Here is a 23,557-nt window from a genome sequence, read left to right as displayed (position 1 = left end):
CAACTGGGTCGCGGCCGGGAGGCGCCCCGTGACAACGTACACCGAGATCCTCGTCGTCGCGTTCGTGGCCCAGCTGGCCGTGCTTCCGGGCGAGAAGGTGCAGTTCATGATCGCGGCGCTGGCGACGCGGTACGACCCGAAGGTGGTCGTCGCGGCCGCCGGGTCGGCGTTCGCCGGCTGGACCGCGGTCGAGGTCCTCTTCGGACAGGCGCTGCAGTCGGCGCTCCCGGGCGTCGTGCTCGACAGCATAACCGCGGCGCTGTTCTTCGTGTTCGCGTATCTCCTGTACCGGTCGATACCGGATCGGGAGACCTCCGGGAACGGGGAGGTGGCGGCCGTCGAGACCGAGGCGTCCGACCCTGACGCGGTCGACGCCGACTACGCGGACCTCGACTCGGTTCCCCTGCCGGGCCCGCTCGACCGCTACTCCGGGTCGTTCGGCGGCTTCCTTCCGATCTTCGTGCTCATGGCCACCGGTGAGTTCGGCGACAAGACGCAGCTGGTCACGATCGGATTGGCGGTGCAGTACGGGGCGACCTCCGCCATCTGGGTCGGCGAGATGCTCGCGATCATCCCGATCAGCCTCGCGAACGCCTACTTCTTCCACACGTTCGCACACCGCTTCGACATGCGGCGCGCGCACATCGCGTCCGCGGCGCTGTTCGCCTTCTTCGGCGCCGATACCGTCCTCTCGATCGTCGCGGACGTCTCGGTCTGGGAGACGTTCATCGGTGCCGTGAGCGGAGCGGTCTCGGCGCTCGGTTAAAACTCGTCGAGCCCCGACTGCTCGGCGGCCGCCAACGCGTCGTCGCAGGTCGCCCACGACCGTCGGGCGCAGTCGGGGACCTCACCGTGGTCGGCGACGTAGTCGCGCAGGAACGACCGCGTCGACGGGTCGCTCGGGTAGCCGCTCCCGACGCCGTCGTACGCCGGGTACCCCACGTCGATCGCCGCCATCCGGGCGTCGCGGGCCACCTTGGCGACCACGCTCGCCGCGCCGACGACCGGGTCCGCCTCGTCGGCGCCGTGGAAGGCCTCGACGTCGACCGCGGGGAGGGCGTCGATCCCGGGGTCGTCGACTCCGCACTCAGCGTCGCCGTCGCGCTCCACGAACTCGCCGAGTCGACGCGCGAACCGCGCCTCGCTGGTGTCGCCCGCGTCGGCGACGACGCGAACCGGCTTCTCCGGGCGTTCGCCGGGGGTCATCGCCTCGCGCTCCGCGAGCGCCGCCCGCACCGCCCGCGCCTGTCCGCGGACGGTGAGCGTGTTCATGTCGGTGTCCGGGCGGTCGATCTCGGCGGGCTCGACGAACGCGACGCCGACGGCGACGCCGTCGGTCCCGCGGATCGCCTCGTCTATCGCCTCGCGTCGCTCCGGGGGGAGACGCTTCGAATCGTCGACGTCGGCCGGCAGACTCGCCGGACTCGCGAGCACGGCCGCGGCGACCATCGGTCCGAGCACCGGGCCCTTCCCCGCCTCGTCGACGCCGAGGTACACGCGTCGGTGGTCGTCGTCGAACGGTAAATACGTTCAGAAAGGACGCGACGTCAGTCGATGAGGACGGCGTTGACCTGTCCGGTCTGGCCGGGACGCGAGGTGACGCGGGCGCGGCCGGCGGACGTGTCGATGATAGCGCCCTTGGTGACGATGTTCCGGCGGGCGTAGTTGACGTTGGAGGGATTGTCGACGACGTTCTCGATGTCGGCCTCGCTGACCTCGCCGCCGTCGGCGACCTGTGCGACGTTCGTCGAGAGCGCGCGGACCTTCTTCTCCGTGCCGCGGGAGTCGATGTACTGGACCCGCGTCTCGCCGACGGTGGTCTCGGCGGGCTCCCGACCGAGCTGGTGGCGCTTCTTGTTCGAGGCGTGCTTGAGTCGGCCGCCCGTCCGCTTGCGCGTGGAGCGTCCCTGGTCTTTCATACAGGTACGAACAGCCAGCGAATACTTGAAGCGTTCGAATCGACTCGGTGCCGAGGCGGAACGTGACGGGCTCGACGGCCCGTCGCGGCGCTCCGGACGCTGATTCCGCGAACCGGCGCACGCGGTCACGCGAACCGACGCTCGAACTCCCGCAGCCCCTCGTCGGTACCGACGACGACGAGCTCGTCGTCCCCGTCGATCCGCGTGTCGGGACCGATGTCGGTCACCGTCTCGCCGTCGCGATCGATCGCGATGACGGTGCAGCCGGTCGTCTCTCGCACGTTCGCCTGACCGACCGTCCGCCCGGCGAGCCGCGGCACGCGGCTCCTGACGACCTCGATCTGCTGGTCCAGCGAGAGCACGTCACGGTCCTCGAGGACCGTCGAGGCGGACATCCGGCCGGTGACGGTCGCGAGCGAGAGCACGTAGTCGGCGCCCGCGCGGTGCATCTTCCGGACGCTCGCGGCCTCCTCGACCCGCGCGAGGATCTGCGTGTTAGGCGCCAAATCGCGGATCACGAGCGTCGTGAACTCCGTCGTGGTGTCGTCGGGGAGCGCGAGTACGACGGTCTGCGCCGACTCGACGCCCGCGGCCCGCAGCGTCTCCGGCTCGGTGGCGTCCCCGACCACGTCGACGCCCTCGGCGTCCTCCCGGTCGACGACCGTGACCGGGAGATCGGCGTCTTCGATCGCCTCGGCGGCCGTCCGGCCGACCTGCCCGTACCCGATGACGACGGTCTCGCCGGCGCCGAACCGGCGCGTCGCGGAGTTGGTCAGGTCGACGAGCCGCTCCAGCTGGTCCGACCGCCCGGAGACGAGAAGCACCGTCCCGGCCGACAGCGTCGCGTCCGGCGGGGGCGCCGCGTCAAACTCGCCGTTGAACCACGCGCCGATCACGTTGACGCCGGCGCGTTCGCGGATCCCGCTGTCGCCGAGCGTCGATCCGGCCAGCGGACTCCCGTGCGGGACCGACACCTCCGCGAGCTGGAGGGAGTCGCCGATCGCGACCGCCTCGCCGAGATCGGTCTGGAGCGCGGTCGTCACCTTCGCGGCGAGGCTCTCGCCGAGCAGCGACCGCGGCGAGAGCACCTCGTCCGCGCCGGCGAGGCGGTGGTACCGCTCGCGCTCCGGGTCCTCGACGACGCTGATGACCCGCACCTCCGGCGACAGCTCCTTCGCGGCGAGCACGATGCTCGCGTCGACCTTGTCGGAGACGTCCGTCACCAGCGCCCGGGCGCCGGGCAGGTTCGCGGCCGCCAGCCCGTCGGTGGTCTCCGGGTCCGCTCGGATCACCCTTCGCCCGGCCTTGTACAGCCGGATCGCTCTGTCGGCGTTCGGTTCGACGATCACGTACGGTATCTCGCGGGAGTCGAACTCCTCGATGAGCGCCGCCGACCGCGACGTGTCCGAGCAGACGACGACGTGATCGGTCGTGTTCTCGTCCAACGAGGTGGGAGCGCTCGTCGAGAAGGCCTGCTCCAGCAGCGGCGTCACCACGACCGGCAGCGCGCCGATCAGAAGCACCATGCCGACGAGGTCCATCACGGCGATGAACGCGTTCAGCTGCTGGCTCTCCCACGGCGAGTCCCCGCCGAACCCGGTGGTCGTGAACATCTCGATCGAGAAGCGCATCGCCTCGATCATCGTCCGCGGATCGCCCTCGTACACCCGCATCCCGTACCGGTAGGCGACCGCGGTAAAGACCAGTACGAAGAAGACGAAGCCGAAGTACCCGACCACGCGACGCTTCCACGAGTCCATTGGACCGTCGTACAGCGCCCACCCACAAAAACGGGCCGCGTCGGCCTCGCCACGCGTCGCGGCGGCGCCACAGACGGCGTGCGGTCGCGCGCCCGCCCGGACCGGAGTTCGATGATTTAACACACGGGGGGGTCGAACGAGGGGACATGGTGCGGGACCCGTCGCGCGAGGAGGATCCGCCGTCGGTCGACGACGTGCTGGACGCGCTGGCCGACGACGCCGCGCGCCGGATCGTGACGGCACTCACCGAGCCGAAAACGGCGAGCGACCTCTCCGAGGAGTGCGACATCCCCCTGTCGACCACCTACCGAAAGCTGGAGAAGCTCACCGATGCGTCCCTGCTGCGGGAGTCGACGGACATCCGTCGCGACGGACAGCACACGACGCGGTACTCCGTCTCCTTCGACTCCGTGACGGTCTCGCTCGACGAGTCGGACGACGACGCGCCCCGCGAGCTCACCGTCGAGTTTTCGCGTCCGGAGCGCACGCGGGACGAACGACTGGCCGACCTGTGGTCGGAACTCCGAGAGGAAACATGACAACGCACATCGATCTCGCCATCATCGTGGCAAAGACCGCCATCCTCCTGCTCGGTGGCAGCATCACCTACTACGCGCTCCGCGCGTACGGCAGAACGGGTGACCCCTCGCTGCGAGCGCTGGGGCTCGGTTTCGGGATCGTGACCGTCGGCGCGCTTGTCGGCGGCGTCTCCCACCAGATCATCGGCGCGTCCCTGACCGTGGGGATCGCGATAGACAGCCTGCTGACCGCGGTCGGATTCGGCGTCATCGTCTACTCGCTGTACGTGGAGTGAGCGCGCCGATCCCCCCCTCCGATGTCGACGTCCGACGAACCCCGGTTTCGGTAGCCTTTTGCGGCGCTCCGCCCTCGATTCGCGTCATGAGCGACGCACGCGAGGAGCTCTCTCGCCGGATCGCCGGCGAGATAACGCTCAGCGACGACCCCGGGGCGACGCTCCGGAAGTGGCGGACCGACTTCGACGTCTCACAGACGGAGCTCGCCGAGCAGCTCGACGTCTCCTCGTCCGTGATATCCGACTACGAGAGCGGACGGCGCGAGAGCCCGGGGATCGGCGTCGTGCGCCGGATCGTCACCGGACTCTTGGACATCGACGAGCGCCGCGGCGGCGGGCGCCTCCGTCAGTACGCTCGCGTCCTCTCGGCGGGCTTCGAGAGCGACATCGTCCACGACCTCCGCGAGTACTCGACGGCGGTGCCGGTCGAGGAGTTCTACGAGGCGATGGACGCGACGGAGGTCGTTCGCGGCGATCAGGACCACGTCAACGGCCACACGGTGATCAACTCCATCGAGGCGATCACTCGGCTCTCCAGCGAGGAGTTCTACCGGCTGTACGGGCAGTCGACGGACCGCGCGCTCGTGTTCACGAAGGTGACCCGCGGCGAGTCGCCGCTGGTCGCGCTCCGGGTCGTGAGTCCGACGCCGAACGCGGTCGTCCTCCACGGCATCGAGGCCGAGGACCTGTGGGACCACGCCGCCGACCTCGCGCGCGTCGACCGCTTCTCGCTGGCGACGTCGACCCGAGACCTCGACGACTGTCTGGCCGACCTCCAGGCGCTGTGAGCGTCCCGGCGGGACGGGTCGCCGGCGGTTTCGGGGGCGATCCGCCCGAACCGCGGCCCTGAAACCGCCGGCGCCCATTGAACCCGGTATGACCGACGAGTACGCCGAACGCCTCCGCGCCAACCGCCGCGAGAAGGACGAGTTCTTCGCCGAGCACCCGCAGTCGCCGATTCCGCCCGGACACCGCGACGGGTTCGACGGCCTCGACTACTTCCCGCCGGACGCCGACTACCGCGTCGAGGCGACCGTGACGGTCCACGACGACCCCGAACCGGTCGAGATGGAGACCACCGCGAGCAACCCGGTCCGGTACCTCCGGGTCGTCACCTTCGCGTTCGAGGTCGACGGCGCGGAGCACGCGCTCGCCGGCTACCGACAGGAGGGGGAGGAGGGCGCGATCTTCGTCCCCTTCCGCGATAAGACGACCGGCCAGCAGACGTACCACCAGGGCCGGTACATGGAGCTGGAGCCGGAGAGCGAGCTCGCCGACGGCGACGTCGTCACCCTCGATATCAACCTCGCGTACAACCCCTTCTGCGCGTACAGCGAGACGTTCGCCTGTCCGCTCCCGCCCGAGGAGAACTGGCTGGAGATCGTCGTCCCGGCCGGGGAGCGGGCGCCCGACATCGAGTAGGGGTCGGCGTCGCGTCGCGCTCGAAGTCGGCGGCGACGCGCCTCGCGTCGCTCCATCCCCGACCGCGCTCACTCTCCCCGGTCGCGGATGACCATGACCTTCACCCGGTTGACGGCGTCGAAGTCGCGGAGCCGGTAGCTCAGGTCGCGCACGCGCGCCGCGTCGCCCCGACAGAACAGCGATTCGAGACACCACTCCCCCTGATGGGTGTGGCTGGTGTTGAGTATCACGTCCTGATACGCGTGCTGGACGCCGTGGAGCTCCCGGATCACGTCGTGGTGGCGGTAGTCGAAGCCGACGAGCGCGACCACCTCGCCGGTCATCGATTCGAGCCGCGTGTGCGACTCGACGTACTCCCGCATCGCCTCCCGGACCGCCCGCGACCGGTTGTCCATCCCCTCTTCTCGCCAGACGCGATCGAACTCGTCGCGGAGGTCCGCCGGCACGTTGACGCTCGTTCGCATGGGTGCGGGTTCGCCGCGCCCGCACAAGAGTCCCGAGTATTACGATCCCCCCGATCGGGGAGTAACAACCGTTATCGGCGGCTCCCTCGGAGTCGACGGTAATGCTCCACGGCGAGGCGACCGGACTGCTCCTCGGGGCGGTCGCGCTCGGCGCCGTCCACGGCGTCGAACCGGGCCACGGCTGGCCCGTCGCGGCCTCGTACGCCCTCGATCGAACGCACACGTGGACCTACGGACTCGCGGCGAGCCTGATCATCGGCGTCGGCCACCTCGTGAGCAGTATCGCGATGGTGGGGGCCTTCTTTTACGCGAAGGGGTACTTCGAACTCACGCAGGTCAACGAGCCGATCACGGTGTTCGGCGGCCTGCAGATCGGCGGTCCCGTCAGCCTCGTGGCGGGCGTCCTGCTCATTGCGCTCGGGATTCGGGAGTACAGGCACGGCCACGGGCACTCTCATGGAGGCGACCACGGGCACGACCACTCTCACGGGGACGATCACGACCATTCCGACGGTCAGGGACGTGCGAACGACCACGACACCCACCACCACACCGACGGCTCTCCGACCGACGCCGCCGACCGCGGGCTCCTCGGGATCGCGTGGTTCGCGTTCGTGCTCGGATTCGCCCACGAGGAGGAGTTCGAGATCATCGCCCTGTGTGCGGGCTCGGCGTACTGCCTCGAGCTGATGGTCGCGTACGCACTCACCGTCATCGTCGGGATCGTCGGCCTGACGCTGCTGTTGATCGCGGGCTACGAGCGACACGAGGAGCGCGTCGAACGCTACGCGCCGTACCTCCCGGTGTTCTCAGCCGTGGTACTCGTCGCGATGGGAGTCGGGTTCATCACCGGTGTGTTCTGAACGACGACTCGCCGTCCGAACCGGTACGCAGAAGAAAGAGGAGGGCCGACCGCGCCGCGTTACCGCTCTAACTCGACCGTCAGGTCGGTCGCGATCCACGCGTCCGTGTTCCCCTGCTCCGCGAAGACGGTTCGGTCGGGCGAACAGCGACTCGCCGAAACGGTCGGCCGTGCGTCTGTCGACTCCTCGGCGCCGCGCTCGATCCGGTCTCCAGTGCTCATTACCAATCCGTCAGAGATACGGGTGGTTATAGCTTTCGGTCGACCTAAATCCACTCGTGAGACGATCCCGGCGGAACCGGCGTGTCGACACAGCGGCGCGTCGGCACGTCAGTACGTCGGCCCGAACGCTGCGAGGCGCGTCAGCACGCCGTCGTATCGTCCCGTCGGCACGTCGGCGGGGTCGCGGCGAGGCGCGCTGGGACCGGAGCGCATTACCCGCCGGCGGCCGTTCGGTCCGACGATGACCGATTCGCTCTTCGCGCCGCTCACCTTGCGCGACACCGAACTCCGAAATCGCGTGATGCTGTCGCCGATGTGCCAGTACTCCGCGGACGGTGGGTTCGCGAACGACTGGCACCGGATCCACCTGGGCTCGCGCGCGGTCGGCGGGGCCGGCGTCGTGATGACCGAGGCCACCGCGGTCGAGGAGCGCGGTCGCATCACGCCGGGCTGTCTCGGGATCTGGTCCGACGAGCACGCCGAGGCGCTCGCCCCGACCGTCGAGTTCGTTCGGTCGCAGGGAGCGACGCCGGGCATACAGCTGGCGCACGCCGGCCGCAAGGCGTCTCACCGGCCGCCGGCCGAGGGCGGCGACCCGATCCCCGCGGTCGACCCGGCGGGCTGGGAGACGGTCTCGGCGACCGACGAGCCGTACCCAGACGGCGACCGAGCCGAGGGGGGTGCGCCGGCGGCGACCCGACGAATGGACGGCGACGACGTCGACGACGTGATCGAGGCGTTCGCCGACGCCGCCGCGCGGTCGCGCGATATCGGCTTCGAGATCGCCGAGGTCCACGCAGCGCACGGGTACCTCCTCCACCAGTTCCTCTCTCCGGTCACCAACGACCGCGACGAGGAGTACGGCGGGAGCTTCGAGAACCGGACGCGGCTCCTCCGCGAGGTCGTCGCGGCCGTCCGGGACGTGTGGCCCGACGGCAAGCCCGTGTTTGTCCGGATCTCCGCGACCGACTGGCTGCCCGACCGCGACTCGTGGGACGTCGACGACTCCGTGCGGCTGGCCCCGCTGCTCGCCGAGGCCGGCGCCGATCTGATCGACGTCTCCGGCGGCGGGATCCACCCCGACCAACGGCTTCCGGGCACCGGGCCGGGGTATCAGGTGCCGTACGCCGAGGCGATCCGCGAGGGGAGCGACGTCCCGGTCGCCGCGGTCGGCGGGATCACGGAGCCGACCCACGCCGACGCGCTGGTCCGGAACGGACGGACCGACCTCGTCGCGCTCGGCCGTGAGCTGCTCCGCCACCCCTACTGGCCGTTGGAGGCCGCCCACGAGCTCGACGCGGCGGTCGAGTGGCCGGTGCAGTACCGACGCGGCCGGTTCGACTGAGGGCCCCGCGAGACGCCCCGGCCGGGTGGGGGCCTCCCGCACACCGCGGGAAGACTTATTCCGCTCCCGGGAGCCGACCGGACATGGAGTACCGACCGTTCCCCGACGAGCGCGTCGACGAGTTCGGGGCGTTCATGCGGTACGCCTTCTCCCCCGCCGAGGGCCCGTACGACCCCGAGGAGGCGGACGACCACGACACCGTCGCCGAGCGGCGCGGGCTGTTCGACGCCGCTGACGAGCCCGTCGCGGTCTGCGCGCACCACTTCTTCGCGCTGCGGATCCGCGGCGCCGACCGCGAGGCCGCCGGGCTCTCCGCGGTCGCCTCCCCGCCCGAACACCGCCGGCAGGGGTACGTCGGCCGCGTGCTCCGCGAGTCGCTGGCCGAGTACCGGGACCGCGACGTCGGCGTCTCGGTCCTCTGGCCCTTCGAGTACCCCTTCTACGCGGGGTACGGCTGGGCGACCGCGAGCCGCTACCGACGCCTCGCCGCGCCCCCCGCCCAGCTCGGCTTCGTCGACGACCTGGTCGCGACCGACGGCGACGCGGCCGGGACCTTCCGCCCGCTCGACGAGGATGACTACGCGGCCGTGCGGCCCCTGCTCGCCGCGATGGCGGACCGCTACGACCTCACGATGGACTGGACCGAGGAGTGGTGGCGCGAGCGGGCCCTGCGGGGGTGGAAGACCGACCCGTTCGTCTACGGGTGGGAACGCGACGGTGACCTTCGGGCGCTCTGCCGGTACACCTTCGACGACGACCCGGACGACGGCGACGAGACGGTCATGCGCGTCTCCGACGTCGCCGTCGCGGACGAGGAGGCGTGGTTTCAGCTGCTTCGGTTCTGTCGCAACCACGACTCGCAGGTCGGCGAAGTCCGGATCCGGGCACCGCCGGACGCGCCGCTCCTCGACCTCGTCGACGACCCTCGCGCGGTCGACTGCGAGATCGAGACCGGCCCGATGGCCCGACTCGTCGACGTCGCGGCCGCCTTGGAAGCGCTCGACCCGGACCCCGCGACCGCGGCGACGTTCGCGCTGGCGGTCGACGACCCCCTCGCGGCGTGGAACGACGCCGTCGTCCGTGTGGTCGTCGCGGAGGGGACGGTGGCAGTCGAGCGACTCGACGCCGATTCCGCCGGCGGGGACCTCGCCGGCGGGGACGCAGCCGACGCGGACGCCGTCGTCGGCGCGGACGCTACCGTCGACGTCGGGACCCTCTCGCAGCTGTACGTCGGCTACCTGTCCGTCGACGAGGCGGTCCGGGCCGGCGGGCTCGCGGCCGAGGGCGGAGCCACCCCCGACGACGTCACCGCCGCGCTTCGCGCGCTGTTCCCGCCGCGGACGACCCATCTCCGAGAGGGGTTCTGAGCCGACGCCCCGGCGAACCACGCGCCTGCTCGCCGGCTCGCCGGATCACCGGCCGCCCGCGCCGGTCGCGCCGGCCGGGCTTTTTATTCGCAGGCCGCCTACCGTCAGGTATGAGTTCCCGCGACGACCGACGCGACGACGAGCTCGAGGAGCGCCTCGACGAGCTCGAAGACGTCCTGACCGAGCTCCGGCGCGACCTGCGGGAGTCCGAGCGCGACCGCCGCGGGCCACCGCGGCCGCCCCGGCTCTCCGAGCTGGTCCGGTTCACCGAGCAGTACACGATCCCGACGGTCATCGCGCTCCTCGAGACGACGATCAAGTCGCTCGAACTGCTCCAGGGGACCCTCCGACTCGCCGACCCCGGACGGAGCCTCGCAGACGACGCCGGTGGCACAGCCGACCGGCTCGCCGACGTGCGCGACGGCGCGAGCGCCGGTCTGGCCCGATCGCTCTCGGAGCTTCGAACGGCGCTCTCGGAGGCCGACCTCCCGGAGGAGACCGCCTCGCGCTCGATCATCGCCGACGCCCGCGACCTGACCGCCGAGATCGAGTCGCGGATCGAGGAGGGTCGCCGGGAGGCCGACGCCGCGCGGCGGTCGGACCGGCGCGACGACTCCCGGAGCGGCCGGGGGCGCGAGGGCTCCGACCGACAGGCGAGCGGTCGCGGCGGGGGCCCCGTCGGCGACCGCGGGATTCGGATAGACGTGACCGATCCGGACGCTGAGGCCGACGAAGACGGTCGAGACGACGCCGAAGACGACCCGGCGCCTGAGGTCGACGTCGAATCGGAACTGGAGTCGATCAAGCGGCAGATCGAGGGCGACGAGGCGGCTGCGGACGTCGAGGACGGCGAAGGCGACGACGCCACGACCGTCGACGGAAACGCCGCCGACGACGCCGACGACGCCGCGACCCGTGACGAACATGACGCCGACGACGCCGCGACCCGTGACGAACATGACGCCAACGACGCCGCGACCGGCGACACAGCCGAGGGCGACGGCGAGAAGGAGAACGGCGGCGACGACGACGATCGCGACGAGACCTGATCGGCTCGCTCGCCGCACCGCTCCCGCCGTCAGTACTTAAAAGTCCGCGCCGAGCCGGTCGGCGACGCGCTCCGCGGAGTCGACGAGCAGGGCGTCGTCGTCGGTGAACACCTCCAGCGCGACGGTGCCGTCGAACCCGTCGAGCTCCGCGGCCACCGTTTCGTAGTCCACCTCGCCGGCGCCCACCGGGAGGTGCGTGTCCCCGCGGCGGCGCACGTCGTGACAGTGGAGGTGCGAGACGCGGTCCCCGTGATCGCGGAGGAACCGCGTAATCGCCTTGTTTCCGGCCTCCATGTACGCGTGCCCCACGTCGAAGCAGATCGGGGTGTCGGTCTCGCGGGCCATCTCGCCGAGGACGGAGAGCTGGAGCCCCGCGTGCTGGTGGCCGACGTTCTCGACGACGACCTCGACGCCCGCCTCGCGGCCGGCGTCGGCGACGCGGCGGAGCTGTTCGGCGGCGACCTCGCGGAACTCCACGTCGTCGCGGTCGGCGGAGGTCGCGTGGAGGACCGCCTTCTTCGCGCCGAGGTCGCCGGCGGCCTCTAAGAGCCGCCACTGGTAGGCGACGATGGCGTCGTTGACCTCGGGGACGTAGGTCGCCAGCCGCTGCCCGTACGGCAGGTGAACGAGCAGGTCGCGGCCGGCGAGCGCGTCGGTCAGGCGTCCGCGGTCGATGTCGCCCGGAACGAGCGTCGGCTCGCCGACCCCGAGCTCGCAGAAGTCGAACCGCGACGGCGACGCCGCGAGGCGGTCGAGGTCGTCTCCGACGGTGAGACCGATCTCCATGTCGGGGGTGCGTGCGGCGAGGTGTTATAAGTAGTGCCGCGGGGGGGTCGCTCCCGTGAGGGCCCCGGGCGAGCGGTCGGCGTCGTCGAGCGCTCAGTCGTCCAGCGGGTTCTCGACGTCGATCTCGCCGGCGTCAATCTCGGCCTCGACCTCGCGGGCGGCCGTCACCATGTTCTCCGTCTTCCCGTACGCGATCTCGCGGGGGAGCAGCTTCAGGCCGCAGTCGGGCGAGACCGTGAGCTTCTCCGGCGGGACGACGCGGAGGCCCTGTCGGATGTTCTCCTTGATCTCCTCGACCGGCTCGATCTCGGCGGTGTGGGCGTCGACGACGCCGAGCGCGAGGTCGGGCTCGAACTCGGGGTCGGTGAACGTCGGGATCTGCTCGTACTCGCCGTTACACAGCTCGACGTCGAACTCGTCGATCGGGTAGTCGTTGATCTCGGGGTAGATCCGCGAGTAGTCGCCGTAACAGACGTGGAGGCCGATGCGGACCTCCTCGTCGATGCCCGAGACGATGCGCTCGAGCGCCTCGCCGACGATGGCGTGGTCCTCCGGCGTCGTCGCCAGCGCGGGCTCGTCGATCTGGACGTAGCGCGCGCCCGCCTCGACCAGCTTCTCGACCTCCTCGTTGACGAGGTCCGCGAGGTCGTAGACGAGCTCCTCGGTGGAGGGATACGCCTCGTTGAACGCCCAGAAGCCCAGCGTGTACGGCCCCGTGATCGGCACCTTCACCGGGCGCTCCGCGACGTTCGAGGTGAACTCGAACTCGTCGACGAGCCACGGCTCGTCGTACGCGACCTCCTCGACGACGGACGGCTTGTCGAAGTAGTTGTGGCCCCACACCTTCACCGGCCCGTTGAACTCGTAGCCGTCGATGCGCTCGGCGAAGAACTCGACCATCTCGTTGCGGCGCATCTCGCCGTCGACGACCGTGTCGAGCCCGGCGCGCTCGTGCTCGTGCGTGATGAGGCGACAGGCGTCGTCGTGGGCCTCCGTTAAGTCGCCCTCGTCGAACTTCGAGTCGGGGTCGTCGACGAGCTCGTCGGCGCGGTTCAGCCACTTCGGCTTCGGGTACGAGCCGACGACGGTCGTCAGCAGGAACGCGTCGTTCGGGTGGTCGGCGGGGCGGAACTGTTCGCGGTTGGCGTCGGGGTTTCGGACCATTACTCGAGCACCTCCGTGGCGGCGGCCAGCGCGTTCAGCTTCGCGCGGTACTTGTTCGCGGGCAGGTAGAACAGCTCCGTGTTCGGCGTCAGGTACGTCCGGTCGAACCCCTCCGCCGGGATCTGCGACTCGAACCACTCGACGCGCTCCGCGACCGTCTCCGGCTCCTCGACGAGCGTGTTCTGCCCGTCGACGAGGCCGAGCGCGAGCGAGTCGGTCGAGCCGAACTCCTGGACGTTGTAGACGGTGTCGTCGCGGTCGCCGGCGACGAGGTCGAGTCCGAGCGCGTCCGCGCCCGCCTCGTCCACGAGGTGCGCGTACAGCTTCTCGCTCAGCGCGCCGTAGGAGGTCTGGACGACGACGTCGGCGTCGGTCGCGTCGGCGACCGTCGCGATCGCGTCCGTCGCGGTCGACTCCGCGCCCTCCGCGGGCGGGTTCGTCACCAGCGACGGCTCGAGGAGGAACAGCGTTTTATGGGCGGGGAACGCCTCGACCTCCCCGGCGAGGAACTCGGCGATCGCGGCCTGGAACGCGGCCTCCTCGCCGTAGTGCTCGTCGGTCGCGAGGTCGGCGAGCGAGTGCGGGCCCGGCAGCGTCGCGGCGAGAGGGGCCTCGCCGTCGATAAGGTCGGTCGCCGCCTCCAGCTCGCGCGCCACGTCTCCGGAGAAGCCGAGGTCGTCGACCACGCGGGGGTCGCGGTAGAAGTTGTTGTTGTCGTAGTACCTGACGATACCGCCGGTCTCGACGCTGTCGTGCACCGTCAGCGGGTGCGCGATCATGTCGTCCCAGCGGCCCTGTCCCTCGACCACGCGGTCGAGACCGGCCTCCAACTGGTCGTCGACGTACTCCGCGCGGACCTCGTCGTACTGCTCGACGATCGCCTCGCTCTCGTCGCCGCTCAAGAGGTCACCCTTCTGGTGGCCCTTGAGGTCGGAGAGCGTCTCCTTCGCCCAGTCCGGAAGCGGGTACAGCCCCGGCGTGGCCGCGACACGTTCAGTCATCACCAGTCGTTCGATATGCCGCCGTATAATATTTGCTAATGTATTTTATGCCTATAAGTAATTACTCGGCGGGCGCGTCCGTTCGCCTCACTCACGCCGCAGCGCGAGCACGGAGAGCGTCTCGAACGGGAACGACTCCTCGACGACGACCTCGTGGTCGAAGCCGGCGTCGTCGATCAGGCGAAGCACCTCGTCGTAGCCCGTCAGCGAGGAGACGAGCAGCAGGACGACCCCGCCGGGCGCGAGCACGCGCCCCACGTCGGCGAGGAACGGCTCGATCAGCTCGCGGCCCGACTCGCCGCCCGAGAGCGCGCGCTCCATCCAGTCGTCCCACTCGTTGTCGGGGTCGGTCGGGAGGTACGGCGGGTTGAAACAGACGGTGTCGAACGCGTCCGCTCGGAACGGGGCACAGAGGTCGGCGACGACGCCCTCGACGCCGCGAGCGCGGGCCTGTCGGGCCGCGTGCGGGTTGAGGTCGCTGCCCACCACCTCGAGGTCGCGCTCCGCGGCGACCCGCGCCGCGACCCAGCCCGAGCCGGTGCCCACCTCCAGCACGCGGCCGTGCGCGGTCTCGACGGTCGCCTCGGCGAGGAGTCCGGAGTCCTCGGCCGGCTGGTAGACCACCGCCTCGTCGACGCCGCGGCGCGCCGCGAGGTCCGCGGCGGCCCCGCCGCTCTCGGCGCCGGCCTCGCCCCCTCCGGCGCCGGCCTCGCCCCCTCCGGCGCCGGCCTCGCCCCCTCCGGCGCCGGCCTCGTCCCCTCCGGCGTCTCGTTCCGGGCGGTCGCTCACCGGTCAGTCCCCTCGCCGCCGTCGGCGTCCGAACCCGCGCTCCCGTCGCTCGGCGTGCCGCCGTCGCTGCGGTTCCCGCCGCCCCGCGTCGCCGCCCGCCCCTCGACCGACGCGTCCAGCTGCGGGCCGGAGGCGCCCTCCTCGCGCGCGGAGAGCGTCTGCTGCGGGAACGGGATCACGATCCCCTCGTCTTCCAGCGCGGACTTGATCGCGCCCATCGCGGCCGTCTGGGTGCGCCAGCGCTTCCGCATGCTCGGGTTCCGGATCCAGTATCGGGCGCCCAGGACCACCGCCGAGTCGCCGAACCGCTTCGTCACCACGGCCGGCTCGGGCATTGCCGCCACGTCGTCGACGCCGGCGACCGCCTCCTCGATCACCGCTGCCGCGCGCTCGACGTCGGTCGCGTAGTCGACGCCGACCTCGACCTCGATCCGCAGGCGGTTCCGGCGGGAACGGTCGATGATCGGGCCGGACCGCACGTCGTCGTTCGGAAGCGTGATCATCTCGCCGTCGAACGACCGGAGGCGGGTGCTCATGATCGAGATCTCCGTGACGGTCCCCTCGTGGTCGCCGACCTCGACCCAGTCGCCGACCTCGAACGGCCGGGAGAACATGAGGACGAACCCCGCGAGCACCGCGCCGAGCGTCTGGCGGGCCGCCATCCCGACCACGATCCCCAAAAAGCCGGCCCCGACGAGGAGGCCGCCGACGTTGTCGGTGAACAGCCCGACGACGACGAGGAGCGCGAAGGTGTACACCGTCAGCTGCGTGAGCCGCAGGACGACCTCCTCCTGATGGTCGGTGAGCACGGTGCTGTCCGCCGAGACCTCGCGGATGACGCCGCCGAGGAAGTCGGTGATCGCGTAGGCGCTCGCAAGCAGCACCACCGCGATCACGACGTTCGACAGCTGGTCCGTGATCGCGGCCGCCTCGAACGCGTCGAGGAGCGCCCCGCTCCGGTCCCACACCACGAGCAGGGAGAGCGCGCCGATCGCGGTGGCGGCGCCGACGGACGCCGAGAGCAGCAGCCGCGCGGACGAGGTGAGCTCGCCGTTCCGCCGCTTCACCCACGCGGTGAACAGCCGGACGGCGAGCACGCCCCCGACGATCAGCGCGGAGGCGAGGGTGCGCCTGACGTTCTCGGTCAGAACGCTGTAGAGGTCGCCAGCGGGGGTCGTGGCGCCCCCGGCGGTCAGAGGCTCGGCGAGCGGTGCGGCCGAAAGCGCCCCGAACGCGGCCGCGAGGCCCACGTTCCCCAGCACCGACTGGACGAGCGCGAGCGCCATCCCCGCGGTCACACCTCGCTCGGTGAGCCGCACTCGCGTGCCAGCTCGGCCAGCGCCGCGAACGCGGCCGGTTCCAGCGTCCCCGGGCGTCGGCGGAGCAGCTCCTCGTCGGCGGCCTCGACGACGGCCTCGGGCTCGTCGAGCCCGGATATGTGGGCGGTGTTCCGGATCGCGTTCCGCACCGTCTTGCGCCGCTGGGTGAACAGCGCCTTCACGAACCGGAGGAAGAAGGCCTCGTCGCCGACCGCGTAGTCGGGGTCGCGGGGCGTACACCGAACGAGAGCGCTCTCGACGGCGGGCTGGGGGTCGAACGCTTCCTTCGGGACGCGCTCGACGATCTCGACGGCGGCGTAGTGCTGCGCCGAGACGGAGAGCCGGCCGTACTCGGGCTCGCCCGCCGACGCCACCATGCGCTCGGCGAACTCGGCCTGGAACATCAACACGAGCGGCTTCCCCGCGGGGAGCAGGCGGAAGGCGATCTCCGAGGAGACGCCGTACGGGAGGTTGGCGACGCAGGCGGTGAACGGCGGCAGGTCGACGTCGAGCGCGTCGCCCTCGATCACGTCGAGGAGGCCCTCGTCGACCGCGGTCGCGAACTCCTCGCGGAGGAACGCGGCGAAGGTCCCGTCGCGCTCGATCACCGAGAGGTGGTCGGGGGCGTCGGCGGCGTCGCCCTCGCGCTTGGCGTCGCGGTCGTCGGCGGTGATCCGCGCCAGCAGCCGGTCGGTGAGCGCGCCCGCGCCCCCGCCGATCTCCAGCAGGTGGGTCGCGTCGGCGTCGTCCGGGAGGTACCCCGGGATCCGGTCGAGCACGCGGTCGTCGACGAGGAAGTGCTGGTCGCGGTCGGGGTTCGCGCGCTCCCCGGCCCGCCGCGCGAGGGCGTCGGGGTCGCGGTCCCCGTACGCCGCGGCCTCACCCGTCGATAGGTCGGTCATGGCCGCGATAGGCCGGCGCTCCGGGTAAAAGTCCCGTTTCGAGGATCACTCCTCGCGGCCGGCGAACGACCGGTACTTCAGGTCGTCCTCGCGGATCTCCTCGACGATCCGCTCGACGATCACCTCCCGCGGTCGGTGGAGCCCCGAGACGCGCTCGGACACCTCCCTGAAGCTGTCGAAGGGGCCGCGCTTGCGCTCGTCGAGGACGTTGTTCCGGAGCTGTTTGCCGACCCCGGGGAGGAGGTTGAGCTGGTGGAGCCGGAGCGTGATCGGGCCGGCCTCGTTGTAGAACTCGACGAACCGCTCCTCCTCGTCGTCGACGATCGCCTCGACGGCGTACTCCACCTCGGCGGCCGCGTTCCGGGTGAGGTCGTCGTACGACACCTCGCGGTACCGGCCGACCGCCGGCCCGTCGAGCGCGAGCCGATCGCTCACGCTCGCGTCGACGTCCTCGGTGAGCGAGAGCTCGTACAGCCGGAACGAGTCGGTCCCGAGGCCGTACGCCACCGGAGACTTCCGCGACGGGGGCCGGTCGTCGTCCGGTCGCCCGTTCGGTAACACGTCGAGCAGGACGACGACGGGACCGTCGTCGGCGTCCGCCGCGTCGGGCGCGTCGGTTTCGGGGTCGCTCATAGTTGTTGTACCGCTCCGAACGGTGAAAAAACCGCTGCCGCGCCGGCTTACCGCGAGAACTCGATCGCGGCGCCCTGTCCGAAGCCGACACAGAGTGTCGCGAGCCCGCGCTCGGCGTCGCGCTTCTGCATCTCGTGGAGCAGCGTGACGGGGAGGCGCGCGCCGGAGGCGCCGAGCGGGTGACCGATCGCGATGGCGCCGCCGTTAACGTTGTACTGCTCCTCGTCGACCCCGAGCTCGCGCCGCGAGTACTCGCACTGGGAGGCGAACGCCTCGTTGAGCTCGACCAGATCGTAGTCGTCGATCGACCGGCCGGCGCGGTCGAGCAGTCCGCGCGTCGCGGGCACCGGGCCGATCCCCATTACCGTGGGGTCGACGCCGGCGACGTTGTTCGTGCCGACCGCCGCGAGCACGTCGAGCCCGTGGTCCTCGGCGAACGCCTCGCTCGTGACCAGCGTCAGCGACGCGCCGTCGGAGATCTGCGAGGAGTTCCCCGCGGTCACCGTCCCGTCGCCCGTGAACGCGGGCGGCAGGTCGGCGAGCTTCTCGGCCGTCGTGTCCGGGCGGATCCCCTCGTCCTCTTCGACGAGTCCGTCGTCTGTCTCCACCGGGACGATCTCGTCGTCGAAGCGGCCGGAGTCGGTGGCCTCGGCGGCGCGCTGGTGGCTCCGGGCCGCGTACTCGTCTTGCGCCTCGCGGCTCACCCCGTACTCCTCGGCCACCTTCTCGGCGGTCATCCCCATCTGGAGCTGGAAGACGTTGTACTTCTCCGAGAGCTCCGGGTGGAGGTGCTGGTAGGAGTCGCCGTCCATCGGGACGCGGCTCATGTTCTCGACGCCGCCGGCGACGACGCAGTCGCGGTTCCCCGCCGCGATCGCGTCCGCCGCCGAGATGATCGCCTGCATTGAGGAGGCGCACCAGCGGTTGATCGAGGTCGCGGGCACGGACTCGCCGAGATCCGAGAGCAGCGCGATGACGCGGGCGACGTTGTTGTCCTGCTCGGTGCGCTGCTGGGCGACGCCCCACATCAGGTCGTCGACGTGGTCGCTCGTCAGCCCCGTCTCGGCGAGCGCGTGGTCGATGAGCGTCGTCGAGAGGTCCTCGCTGCGGACGTCCTCGTAGACGCCCCCGTCTTTCCCCTGCGGCGTTCGGTAGGCGGCGGCGATCACCGGCGTGGTCTCGTCTGTCATGAACGATCACAGGCCGGTGACGGTCTTAAAAGGCCGTGGAACCGCCGAGAATCTGACCGAAGTTTACTGTTTACTTGCGAGCAGCGACTCGCCGGTCATCTCCTTCGGACGGTCGAGCCCGATCAGGTCCACGAGCGTCGGGGCGATGTCGCAGAGCGAGCCGCCCGCGCGGACCGCCTTCCCGCCGTCGTCGCCGTCGGGAGTCAGGTAGACGAACGGGACCGGGTTGAACGTGTGGGCGGTGTGCGGGTCCTCGAGCGTCCCCATGTCGTCGGCGTTGCCGTGGTCGGCCGTCACGATCGCGTGGCCGCCCGCGTCGGCGATCGCGTCGAGGAGCCGGCCGAGCTGCGCGTCGACCGCCTCGACGGCCGCGACCGCGGCGTCGAAGTCGCCGGTGTGACCCACCATGTCCGGGTTCGCGTAGTTGAGGACCACGAGGGCGGGATCCGACTCGTCGATGATCTCGATCGCCTCCTCGGTGAGCTCCGGCGCCGACATCTCCGGCTGCCGGTCGTAGGTGGGGACGTCGGGACTCTCAACGATCTCGCGCAGCTCGCCGGGGAACTTCACCTCGCGGCCGCCGTTGAGGAAGTACGTGACGTGCGGGTACTTCTCCGACTCGGCGATCCGGAGCTGGGAGAGCTCGGCGTCGGCGACGACCTCGCCGATCGTGTTCTCCGGGATCTCCGGCGGGAACGCGACCGGGAACGTGAACGTCTCGTCGTACTCGGTCATCGTGGTCAGGCGTATCTCCGGCTGATCCAGCTCGAACATCCACTCGGGTCGGGTCTCGGTGAGCAGCCGGACGAGCTGTCGGGCGCGGTCCGCCCGGAAGTTGAAGAAGATCACGGCGTCGCCGTCGTCGAGGGAGGGCTCCTCGTCGACGAGCGTCGGCTCGATGAACTCGTCCGTCTCGCCGCGGGCGTGGGCCTCCGTCGCGGCCTCGACCGCGGTGTCGGCCCGGTGGGGCGCCTTGCGGTTCACGATCGCGTCGTACGCCTTGCGCGTCCGCTCCCAGTTCTCGTCGCGGTCCATCGCGTGGTACCGGCCCGTGACGGTCGCGACGCGCCCGGTCCCGCGCTCGTCGGCCTTCGCGTCCACCTCGGCGAGGAAGCGGTCGGCGATCTCCGGGGCCGTGTCGCGGCCGTCCGTGAACGCGTGGGTGGTCGCCGGCACGCCGGCGTCGGCCGCGGCGTCGATCAGCGCGAGCAGGTGCTCGACGTCGGAGTGGACGCCGCCGTCGGAGACGAGCCCCATGAGGTGGACCCGCCCGCCGGTGGACCGCGCGTGCTCTAACGCGCCGGCGATAGCGTCGTTGTCCGAGAGCGACCCCTCGGCGAGCGCGTCCGTGATCCGGGTGTACGCCTGTTTGACGACGCGGCCGGCGCCGATGTTCAGGTGGCCGACCTCGGAGTTCCCCATCTGTCCCTCGGGGAGCCCCACGCGCCGCCCGTGGACGACGAGCCGGCCGTCGGCGCCGCGTCCGGTCGCGTCGTCGAACGCCGGCGTGTCGGCGGCCGCGACCGCGTCCCGACCGGCGGGCCGTCCCGACGGGTCGACCGTCTCTCCGTCTTCACCGTCGCCGCCTCCCGCGCCGCGTCCGAGTCCCCAGCCGTCGAGGACGATGAGCGCCGTTTCCATATCCCCCGTTCCCGGTCGCGGGGTAACTACTCTTCGCTCCGCGCGACTCCTGTCTCGCCTCCGCGCGACCCCTGTCTCGCCTCCGCGCGACTCCCGCCTCCGCGCGACTCCCGTCTCCGCGCGACTCCCGCCTCCGCTCCGCGCGATCCCCGCACTGCGGTCTGGCGCACCCGATAGCCTCGCGAGCCGTAAGTCAGCCTTTTACCTGTCCGACGCTAACCATACGTTAATGGACTCCGCGGTACTGCTCGATCTCCTCGGGAACGAGAACCGGCGGCGCATCCTCCGGCTGCTCGCGACCAAGCCCTGCTACGTCACGGAGATCTCGGAGTACCTCGACGTGAGCCCGAAGGCGGTCATCGACCACCTTCGGAAGCTGGAGGAGGCGGGCCTGATCGAGTCGACGACCGACGATCAGCGCCGGAAGTACTTCCGGATCTCCCGCAGCCTCAGGCTGGAGGTAAGCGTCTCGCCGTACGGCTTCGGCGCGAAGAGCGCGTACCCCGCCAAGAACAGCCTCGACATGTCCGGTCGGTGTCCCCACCTCACCATCGAGGCGCCCGACGGCTCGGGCGCGTCGAACGACATCGCCGACCTCGCGGGGGAGTACGCCCGCCTCCAGGACCTCGACCGCGAGCTCTCGCTGGCCCAGCGCTGGGTGCAGGGGCGGGTCGAGGACACGCTCGCGAAGATCGACGAGCGGCTCGGCACCGAGGCCGACAGCCGCTTTTACGCCGCGATACTCGCCGCGGTGATCGAGACCGACGGCACCCCCGCGTCCGTGGCCGACGAGGTCGGCGCCCGGGAGGGCACCGTCGCCGACGCGCTCGGCCGCCTCGCCGACGTCGGCGTCCTCGCGCGCGATGCCGACGGCGACGACGAACGCTACCGAGTCCGGTAGCGCACTGACGCGCGGAGCGCTTCGTCCCGCGACGCCCGCCGTCGCGTCCTCCCCACTCTCCCCGCACGTCCGGCCGCTTCCGGAACCTTTTGAACCGCGCCCGGAGGAGGTGGCGTGTGAGTCGAGCTCGGAACCTCGCGCTGTTCCTCGTCCTCGCCGCCGTCTGGGGCTCCGCGTTCATGGCGATCAAGGCCGGGCTGGCGTACTTCCCGCCGGTGTTGTTCGCCGCGTTCCGGTACGACGTCGCCGGTGTCGTCATGCTCGCGTACGCCGCGTACGTCGTCGACGACCCGATCCCTCGCGGACGGGACGAGTGGGCCGTCGTCGCGGTCGGGGCGACGCTGATCATCGCCGCCTACCACGCGTTCCTCTTCGTCGCCGAGACCGACCCCGCCGTGACGAGCGCGACCGCGTCGGTGATCGTCAGCCTCTCGCCCGTGCTGACGACCGTCTTCGCCCGCGTCTTCCTTCCCTCCGAACGGCTGACCGTCGTCGGCGTGATCGGGCTCCTCGTCGGCCTCATCGGCGCGGTCGTGCTGGCCGCGCCCGACCCCGCGAACCTGACCGGCGGCGGCACGGTCGCGAAGTTCCTCGTGTTTCTGGCGTCGGCCTCGTTCGCGCTCGGATCGGTGCTCACCCGCGCGTCCGACGCCGACATCACGATCGAGACGATGGAGGCGTGGTCGATGCTCATCGGCGCGCTGTTGATGCACCTGCTGTCGGCCGGGCTCGGTGAGTCGCTCGCCGACGTCGCGTGGACGACGGAGGGAATCGCGGCGCTGGCGTACCTGTCGATCGCCGCCAGCGGGCTCGGCTTCCTGATCTACTTCGATCTGCTCGAGCGGCTCGGCCCGATCGAGATCAACCTCGTCTCGTACGTCGCCCCGATATTCGCCGCGGTCTCGGGGTGGCTGTTCCTGAGCGAGGGGATCACCCCCAACACCGTCGCCGGCTTCCTGATCATCTGCGTCGGCTTCGCGCTGGTGAAGCGGGCGGCGGTCCGGGACGCGCTCCGCGAGTACGGCGTCGCCGGCTGACGCCGCCTTCACCGTCCTCGGTCCAGCTGAATGTCAACGAATCCCACACGCAGCGATCTTTTTAGGGGATTCCCCGAGACGGGCCGCCATGTTCCCCGAGACGATCGAGACGGAACGCCTCCGCCTGGAGTCCCGACGCCCCGAGAACGTCGACCTCGACGCGTGCTACCGGATCTGCTCGTCGGACCCCGGGATCGACGAGGTGACCGAGTACGTCACGTGGGACCCCCACGAGACGAAACAGGAGACGCTGGAGTTCCTCGAGCGCGGCCGCGAGCGGTGGGAGGACCACGAAGCGGCCGACTACGTCATCCGCCCCCGCGACGGCGAGGAGGGCGTCGGAGAGATCGCCGGCTTCGGCGGCTTCGACGTCGACTGGGAGAAGCGGACCGCCGTCCTCGGCACGTGGCTCCGCAAGCGGTTCTGGGGGCGAGGGTACTCCGGCGAACGCGCCGCGGCGCTCGTCGAGGTCGCGTTCGAGGACCTCGATCTCGACATCGTCGCCGTGAGCCACCGTCCCGACAACGACAACTCTCGGCGCGCGATCCAGAGGTACGTCGACCGCCTCGGCGGCCGCCGCGAGGGGCTGTTGCGAAATCACCTGACCTTCGCCGACGGGAGCGTTCACGACGAGGTGCGCTACACGATCGCACAGGAAGAGTGGCGCGAGGCGACGAACTGACGGACATCGGGCATCTTGTCGCTTGGGACGCGTTTTTTCACCTGCTCGCCGCGAGCCAACAAACACTTACCACGGCCGAGACGACTCGGGGTACATGTCCGTCCCCGACCGAACGAGCAGTACGAACGGAATCGTCGGCGGCGCGGCCGCGGGAGCCGCCGCGTACGTCCTCGGGTACCTGTTCGCGTACGTCACGCAGGCGAGCGCCATCGAGGACCAGCTGGCGGGGTTCAACGCCTTCGCCGACCTCTTCGGCGGCGACCCCATCCCCACGTGGCAGGCGGTCGG

The 23,557-nt window shown here is 70.7% G+C and carries 26 protein-coding genes and 1 pseudogene; 13 read left to right on the top strand and 14 right to left on the bottom strand.

The genetic code is table 11. The annotated features are described in order from the left end of the window. The first annotated feature begins 28 nt into the window (after positions 1-28). A complete protein-coding gene (locus R6U01_RS10965) occupies positions 29-766 on the top strand; it encodes a TMEM165/GDT1 family protein (protein WP_410286496.1) in 738 nt (245 codons plus the stop codon). Here R6U01_RS10965 and rnhB read toward each other — a convergent pair. The 3 genes from rnhB to R6U01_RS10950 all read right to left on the bottom strand — a co-directional run bounded on the left by rnhB (position 763) and on the right by R6U01_RS10950 (position 3,679). Next, positions 763-1,497 (bottom strand): ribonuclease HII, encoded by a 735-nt coding sequence (gene rnhB / locus R6U01_RS10960; protein ID WP_410286495.1) that lies wholly within the window; start codon positions 1,495-1,497, stop codon positions 763-765. The genes R6U01_RS10965 and rnhB overlap by 4 nt on opposite strands. Before the next feature lie 50 nt (positions 1,498-1,547). After that, positions 1,548-1,919 carry a 30S ribosomal protein S8e gene (locus tag R6U01_RS10955; RefSeq protein ID WP_410286494.1) on the bottom strand — a complete coding sequence of 124 codons (372 nt, stop codon included), beginning with the start codon at positions 1,917-1,919 and terminating at the stop codon, positions 1,548-1,550. Between the two features lie 125 nt (positions 1,920-2,044). Next, positions 2,045-3,679 carry a potassium channel family protein gene (locus R6U01_RS10950; protein ID WP_410286493.1) on the bottom strand — a complete coding sequence of 545 codons (1,635 nt, stop codon included), beginning with the start codon at positions 3,677-3,679 and terminating at the stop codon, positions 2,045-2,047. A 146-nt stretch (positions 3,680-3,825) separates the two neighbouring features. Here R6U01_RS10950 and R6U01_RS10945 point away from each other — a divergent pair, with 146 nt between their 5' ends. The 4 genes from R6U01_RS10945 to R6U01_RS10930 all read left to right on the top strand — a co-directional run bounded on the left by R6U01_RS10945 (position 3,826) and on the right by R6U01_RS10930 (position 5,915). Next, on the top strand, positions 3,826-4,218 hold the full coding sequence (locus tag R6U01_RS10945) for a helix-turn-helix domain-containing protein (RefSeq protein ID WP_410286492.1): 393 nt from the start codon (positions 3,826-3,828) through the stop codon (positions 4,216-4,218). Continuing rightward, entirely contained in the window at positions 4,215-4,493 is a 279-nt protein-coding gene (locus R6U01_RS10940) for a hypothetical protein (protein ID WP_410286491.1), read from the top strand. The genes R6U01_RS10945 and R6U01_RS10940 overlap by 4 nt, the downstream gene beginning before the upstream one ends. 86 nt (positions 4,494-4,579) lie before the next feature. Next, positions 4,580-5,281: a helix-turn-helix domain-containing protein gene (locus R6U01_RS10935; protein ID WP_410286490.1), complete on the top strand. Its 702-nt coding sequence runs from the start codon at positions 4,580-4,582 to the stop codon at positions 5,279-5,281. 88 nt (positions 5,282-5,369) lie between these two features. Next, positions 5,370-5,915, top strand: coding sequence for a DUF1684 domain-containing protein (locus R6U01_RS10930; protein ID WP_410286489.1), 546 nt, complete (start codon positions 5,370-5,372; stop codon positions 5,913-5,915). 68 nt (positions 5,916-5,983) lie between these two features. Here the strand turns inward: R6U01_RS10930 and R6U01_RS10925 are convergent, their stop codons facing one another. Next, positions 5,984-6,379, bottom strand: coding sequence for a CopG family ribbon-helix-helix protein (locus tag R6U01_RS10925; RefSeq protein WP_410286488.1), 396 nt, complete (start codon positions 6,377-6,379; stop codon positions 5,984-5,986). Between the two features lie 101 nt (positions 6,380-6,480). Between R6U01_RS10925 and R6U01_RS10920 the strand changes: the two genes are divergently transcribed. Further along, entirely contained in the window at positions 6,481-7,242 is a 762-nt protein-coding gene (locus R6U01_RS10920; RefSeq protein ID WP_410286487.1) for a hypothetical protein, read from the top strand. A 59-nt stretch (positions 7,243-7,301) separates the two neighbouring features. Here R6U01_RS10920 and R6U01_RS10915 read toward each other — a convergent pair whose 3' ends face one another. After that, positions 7,302-7,463 (bottom strand): hypothetical protein, encoded by a 162-nt coding sequence (locus R6U01_RS10915; protein ID WP_410286486.1) that lies wholly within the window; start codon positions 7,461-7,463, stop codon positions 7,302-7,304. 241 nt (positions 7,464-7,704) lie between these two features. Between R6U01_RS10915 and R6U01_RS10910 the strand changes: the two genes are divergently transcribed. The 3 genes from R6U01_RS10910 (at position 7,705) to R6U01_RS10900 (ending at position 11,224) form a co-directional block, all read left to right on the top strand. Then, on the top strand, positions 7,705-8,808 hold the full coding sequence (locus R6U01_RS10910) for an NADH:flavin oxidoreductase/NADH oxidase (protein WP_410286485.1): 1,104 nt from the start codon (positions 7,705-7,707) through the stop codon (positions 8,806-8,808). 83 nt (positions 8,809-8,891) lie between these two features. After that, the gene (eis, locus tag R6U01_RS10905; protein WP_410286484.1) at positions 8,892-10,175 is read left to right on the top strand and encodes an enhanced intracellular survival protein Eis; all 1,284 of its coding nucleotides are present in this window, start codon (positions 8,892-8,894) and stop codon (positions 10,173-10,175) included. A gap of 110 nt (positions 10,176-10,285) precedes the next feature. Continuing rightward, on the top strand, positions 10,286-11,224 hold the full coding sequence (locus R6U01_RS10900; RefSeq protein ID WP_410286483.1) for a hypothetical protein: 939 nt from the start codon (positions 10,286-10,288) through the stop codon (positions 11,222-11,224). A gap of 36 nt (positions 11,225-11,260) precedes the next feature. Here R6U01_RS10900 and R6U01_RS10895 read toward each other — a convergent pair whose 3' ends face one another. The 9 genes from R6U01_RS10895 to gpmI all read right to left on the bottom strand — a co-directional run bounded on the left by R6U01_RS10895 (position 11,261) and on the right by gpmI (position 20,649). Further along, positions 11,261-12,010 (bottom strand): sugar phosphate isomerase/epimerase family protein, encoded by a 750-nt coding sequence (locus tag R6U01_RS10895; protein WP_410286482.1) that lies wholly within the window; start codon positions 12,008-12,010, stop codon positions 11,261-11,263. 93 nt (positions 12,011-12,103) lie between these two features. Further along, positions 12,104-13,174, bottom strand: coding sequence for a methionine synthase (locus R6U01_RS10890; protein WP_410286481.1), 1,071 nt, complete (start codon positions 13,172-13,174; stop codon positions 12,104-12,106). Next, positions 13,174-14,175, bottom strand: coding sequence for a 5-methyltetrahydropteroyltriglutamate--homocysteine methyltransferase (locus tag R6U01_RS10885; RefSeq protein WP_410286480.1), 1,002 nt, complete (start codon positions 14,173-14,175; stop codon positions 13,174-13,176). The genes R6U01_RS10890 and R6U01_RS10885 overlap by 1 nt, the downstream gene beginning before the upstream one ends. Positions 14,176-14,262: 87 nt before the next feature. Then, the gene (locus R6U01_RS10880) at positions 14,263-14,964 is read right to left on the bottom strand and encodes a HemK2/MTQ2 family protein methyltransferase (RefSeq protein WP_410286479.1); all 702 of its coding nucleotides are present in this window, start codon (positions 14,962-14,964) and stop codon (positions 14,263-14,265) included. Further along, the gene (locus R6U01_RS10875; RefSeq protein WP_410286478.1) at positions 14,961-16,262 is read right to left on the bottom strand and encodes a mechanosensitive ion channel family protein; all 1,302 of its coding nucleotides are present in this window, start codon (positions 16,260-16,262) and stop codon (positions 14,961-14,963) included. Before R6U01_RS10875 ends, R6U01_RS10880 begins: the two co-directional genes overlap by 4 nt. After that, positions 16,259-17,185 (bottom strand): 16S ribosomal RNA methyltransferase A, encoded by a 927-nt coding sequence (locus R6U01_RS10870; RefSeq protein WP_410286477.1) that lies wholly within the window; start codon positions 17,183-17,185, stop codon positions 16,259-16,261. The genes R6U01_RS10875 and R6U01_RS10870 overlap by 4 nt, the downstream gene beginning before the upstream one ends. A 45-nt stretch (positions 17,186-17,230) precedes the next feature. Next, positions 17,231-17,818 carry a DUF655 domain-containing protein gene (locus tag R6U01_RS10865; protein WP_410286476.1) on the bottom strand — a complete coding sequence of 196 codons (588 nt, stop codon included), beginning with the start codon at positions 17,816-17,818 and terminating at the stop codon, positions 17,231-17,233. 47 nt (positions 17,819-17,865) lie between these two features. After that, entirely contained in the window at positions 17,866-19,008 is a 1,143-nt protein-coding gene (locus R6U01_RS10860; protein WP_410286475.1) for a thiolase family protein, read from the bottom strand. Between the two features lie 63 nt (positions 19,009-19,071). After that, a complete protein-coding gene (gpmI, locus tag R6U01_RS10855) occupies positions 19,072-20,649 on the bottom strand; it encodes a 2,3-bisphosphoglycerate-independent phosphoglycerate mutase (protein ID WP_410286474.1) in 1,578 nt (525 codons plus the stop codon). Positions 20,650-20,878: 229 nt separating this feature from the next. Here gpmI and R6U01_RS10850 point away from each other — a divergent pair, with 229 nt between their 5' ends. From R6U01_RS10850 to R6U01_RS10835, 4 genes and pseudogenes are all read left to right on the top strand, one after another. Beyond that, the gene (locus R6U01_RS10850; protein WP_410286473.1) at positions 20,879-21,550 is read left to right on the top strand and encodes an ArsR/SmtB family transcription factor; all 672 of its coding nucleotides are present in this window, start codon (positions 20,879-20,881) and stop codon (positions 21,548-21,550) included. Positions 21,551-21,666: 116 nt separating this feature from the next. After that, positions 21,667-22,587, top strand: a complete 921-nt coding sequence (locus tag R6U01_RS10845) for a DMT family transporter (RefSeq protein ID WP_410286472.1) — start codon at positions 21,667-21,669, stop codon at positions 22,585-22,587. An 88-nt stretch (positions 22,588-22,675) separates the two neighbouring features. Further along, entirely contained in the window at positions 22,676-23,269 is a 594-nt protein-coding gene (locus R6U01_RS10840) for a GNAT family N-acetyltransferase (RefSeq protein ID WP_410286471.1), read from the top strand. A gap of 94 nt (positions 23,270-23,363) precedes the next feature. Next, positions 23,364-23,557: pseudogene (locus R6U01_RS10835) on the top strand (transporter); the annotation flags it as partial.

Origin of the sequence: Halorubrum sp. (genome assembly GCF_046498025.1) — an archaeon.
Taxonomy (GTDB): Archaea; Halobacteriota; Halobacteria; order Halobacteriales; family Haloferacaceae; genus Halorubrum.
This window is presented reverse-complemented; position numbering and strand designations above follow the sequence as displayed.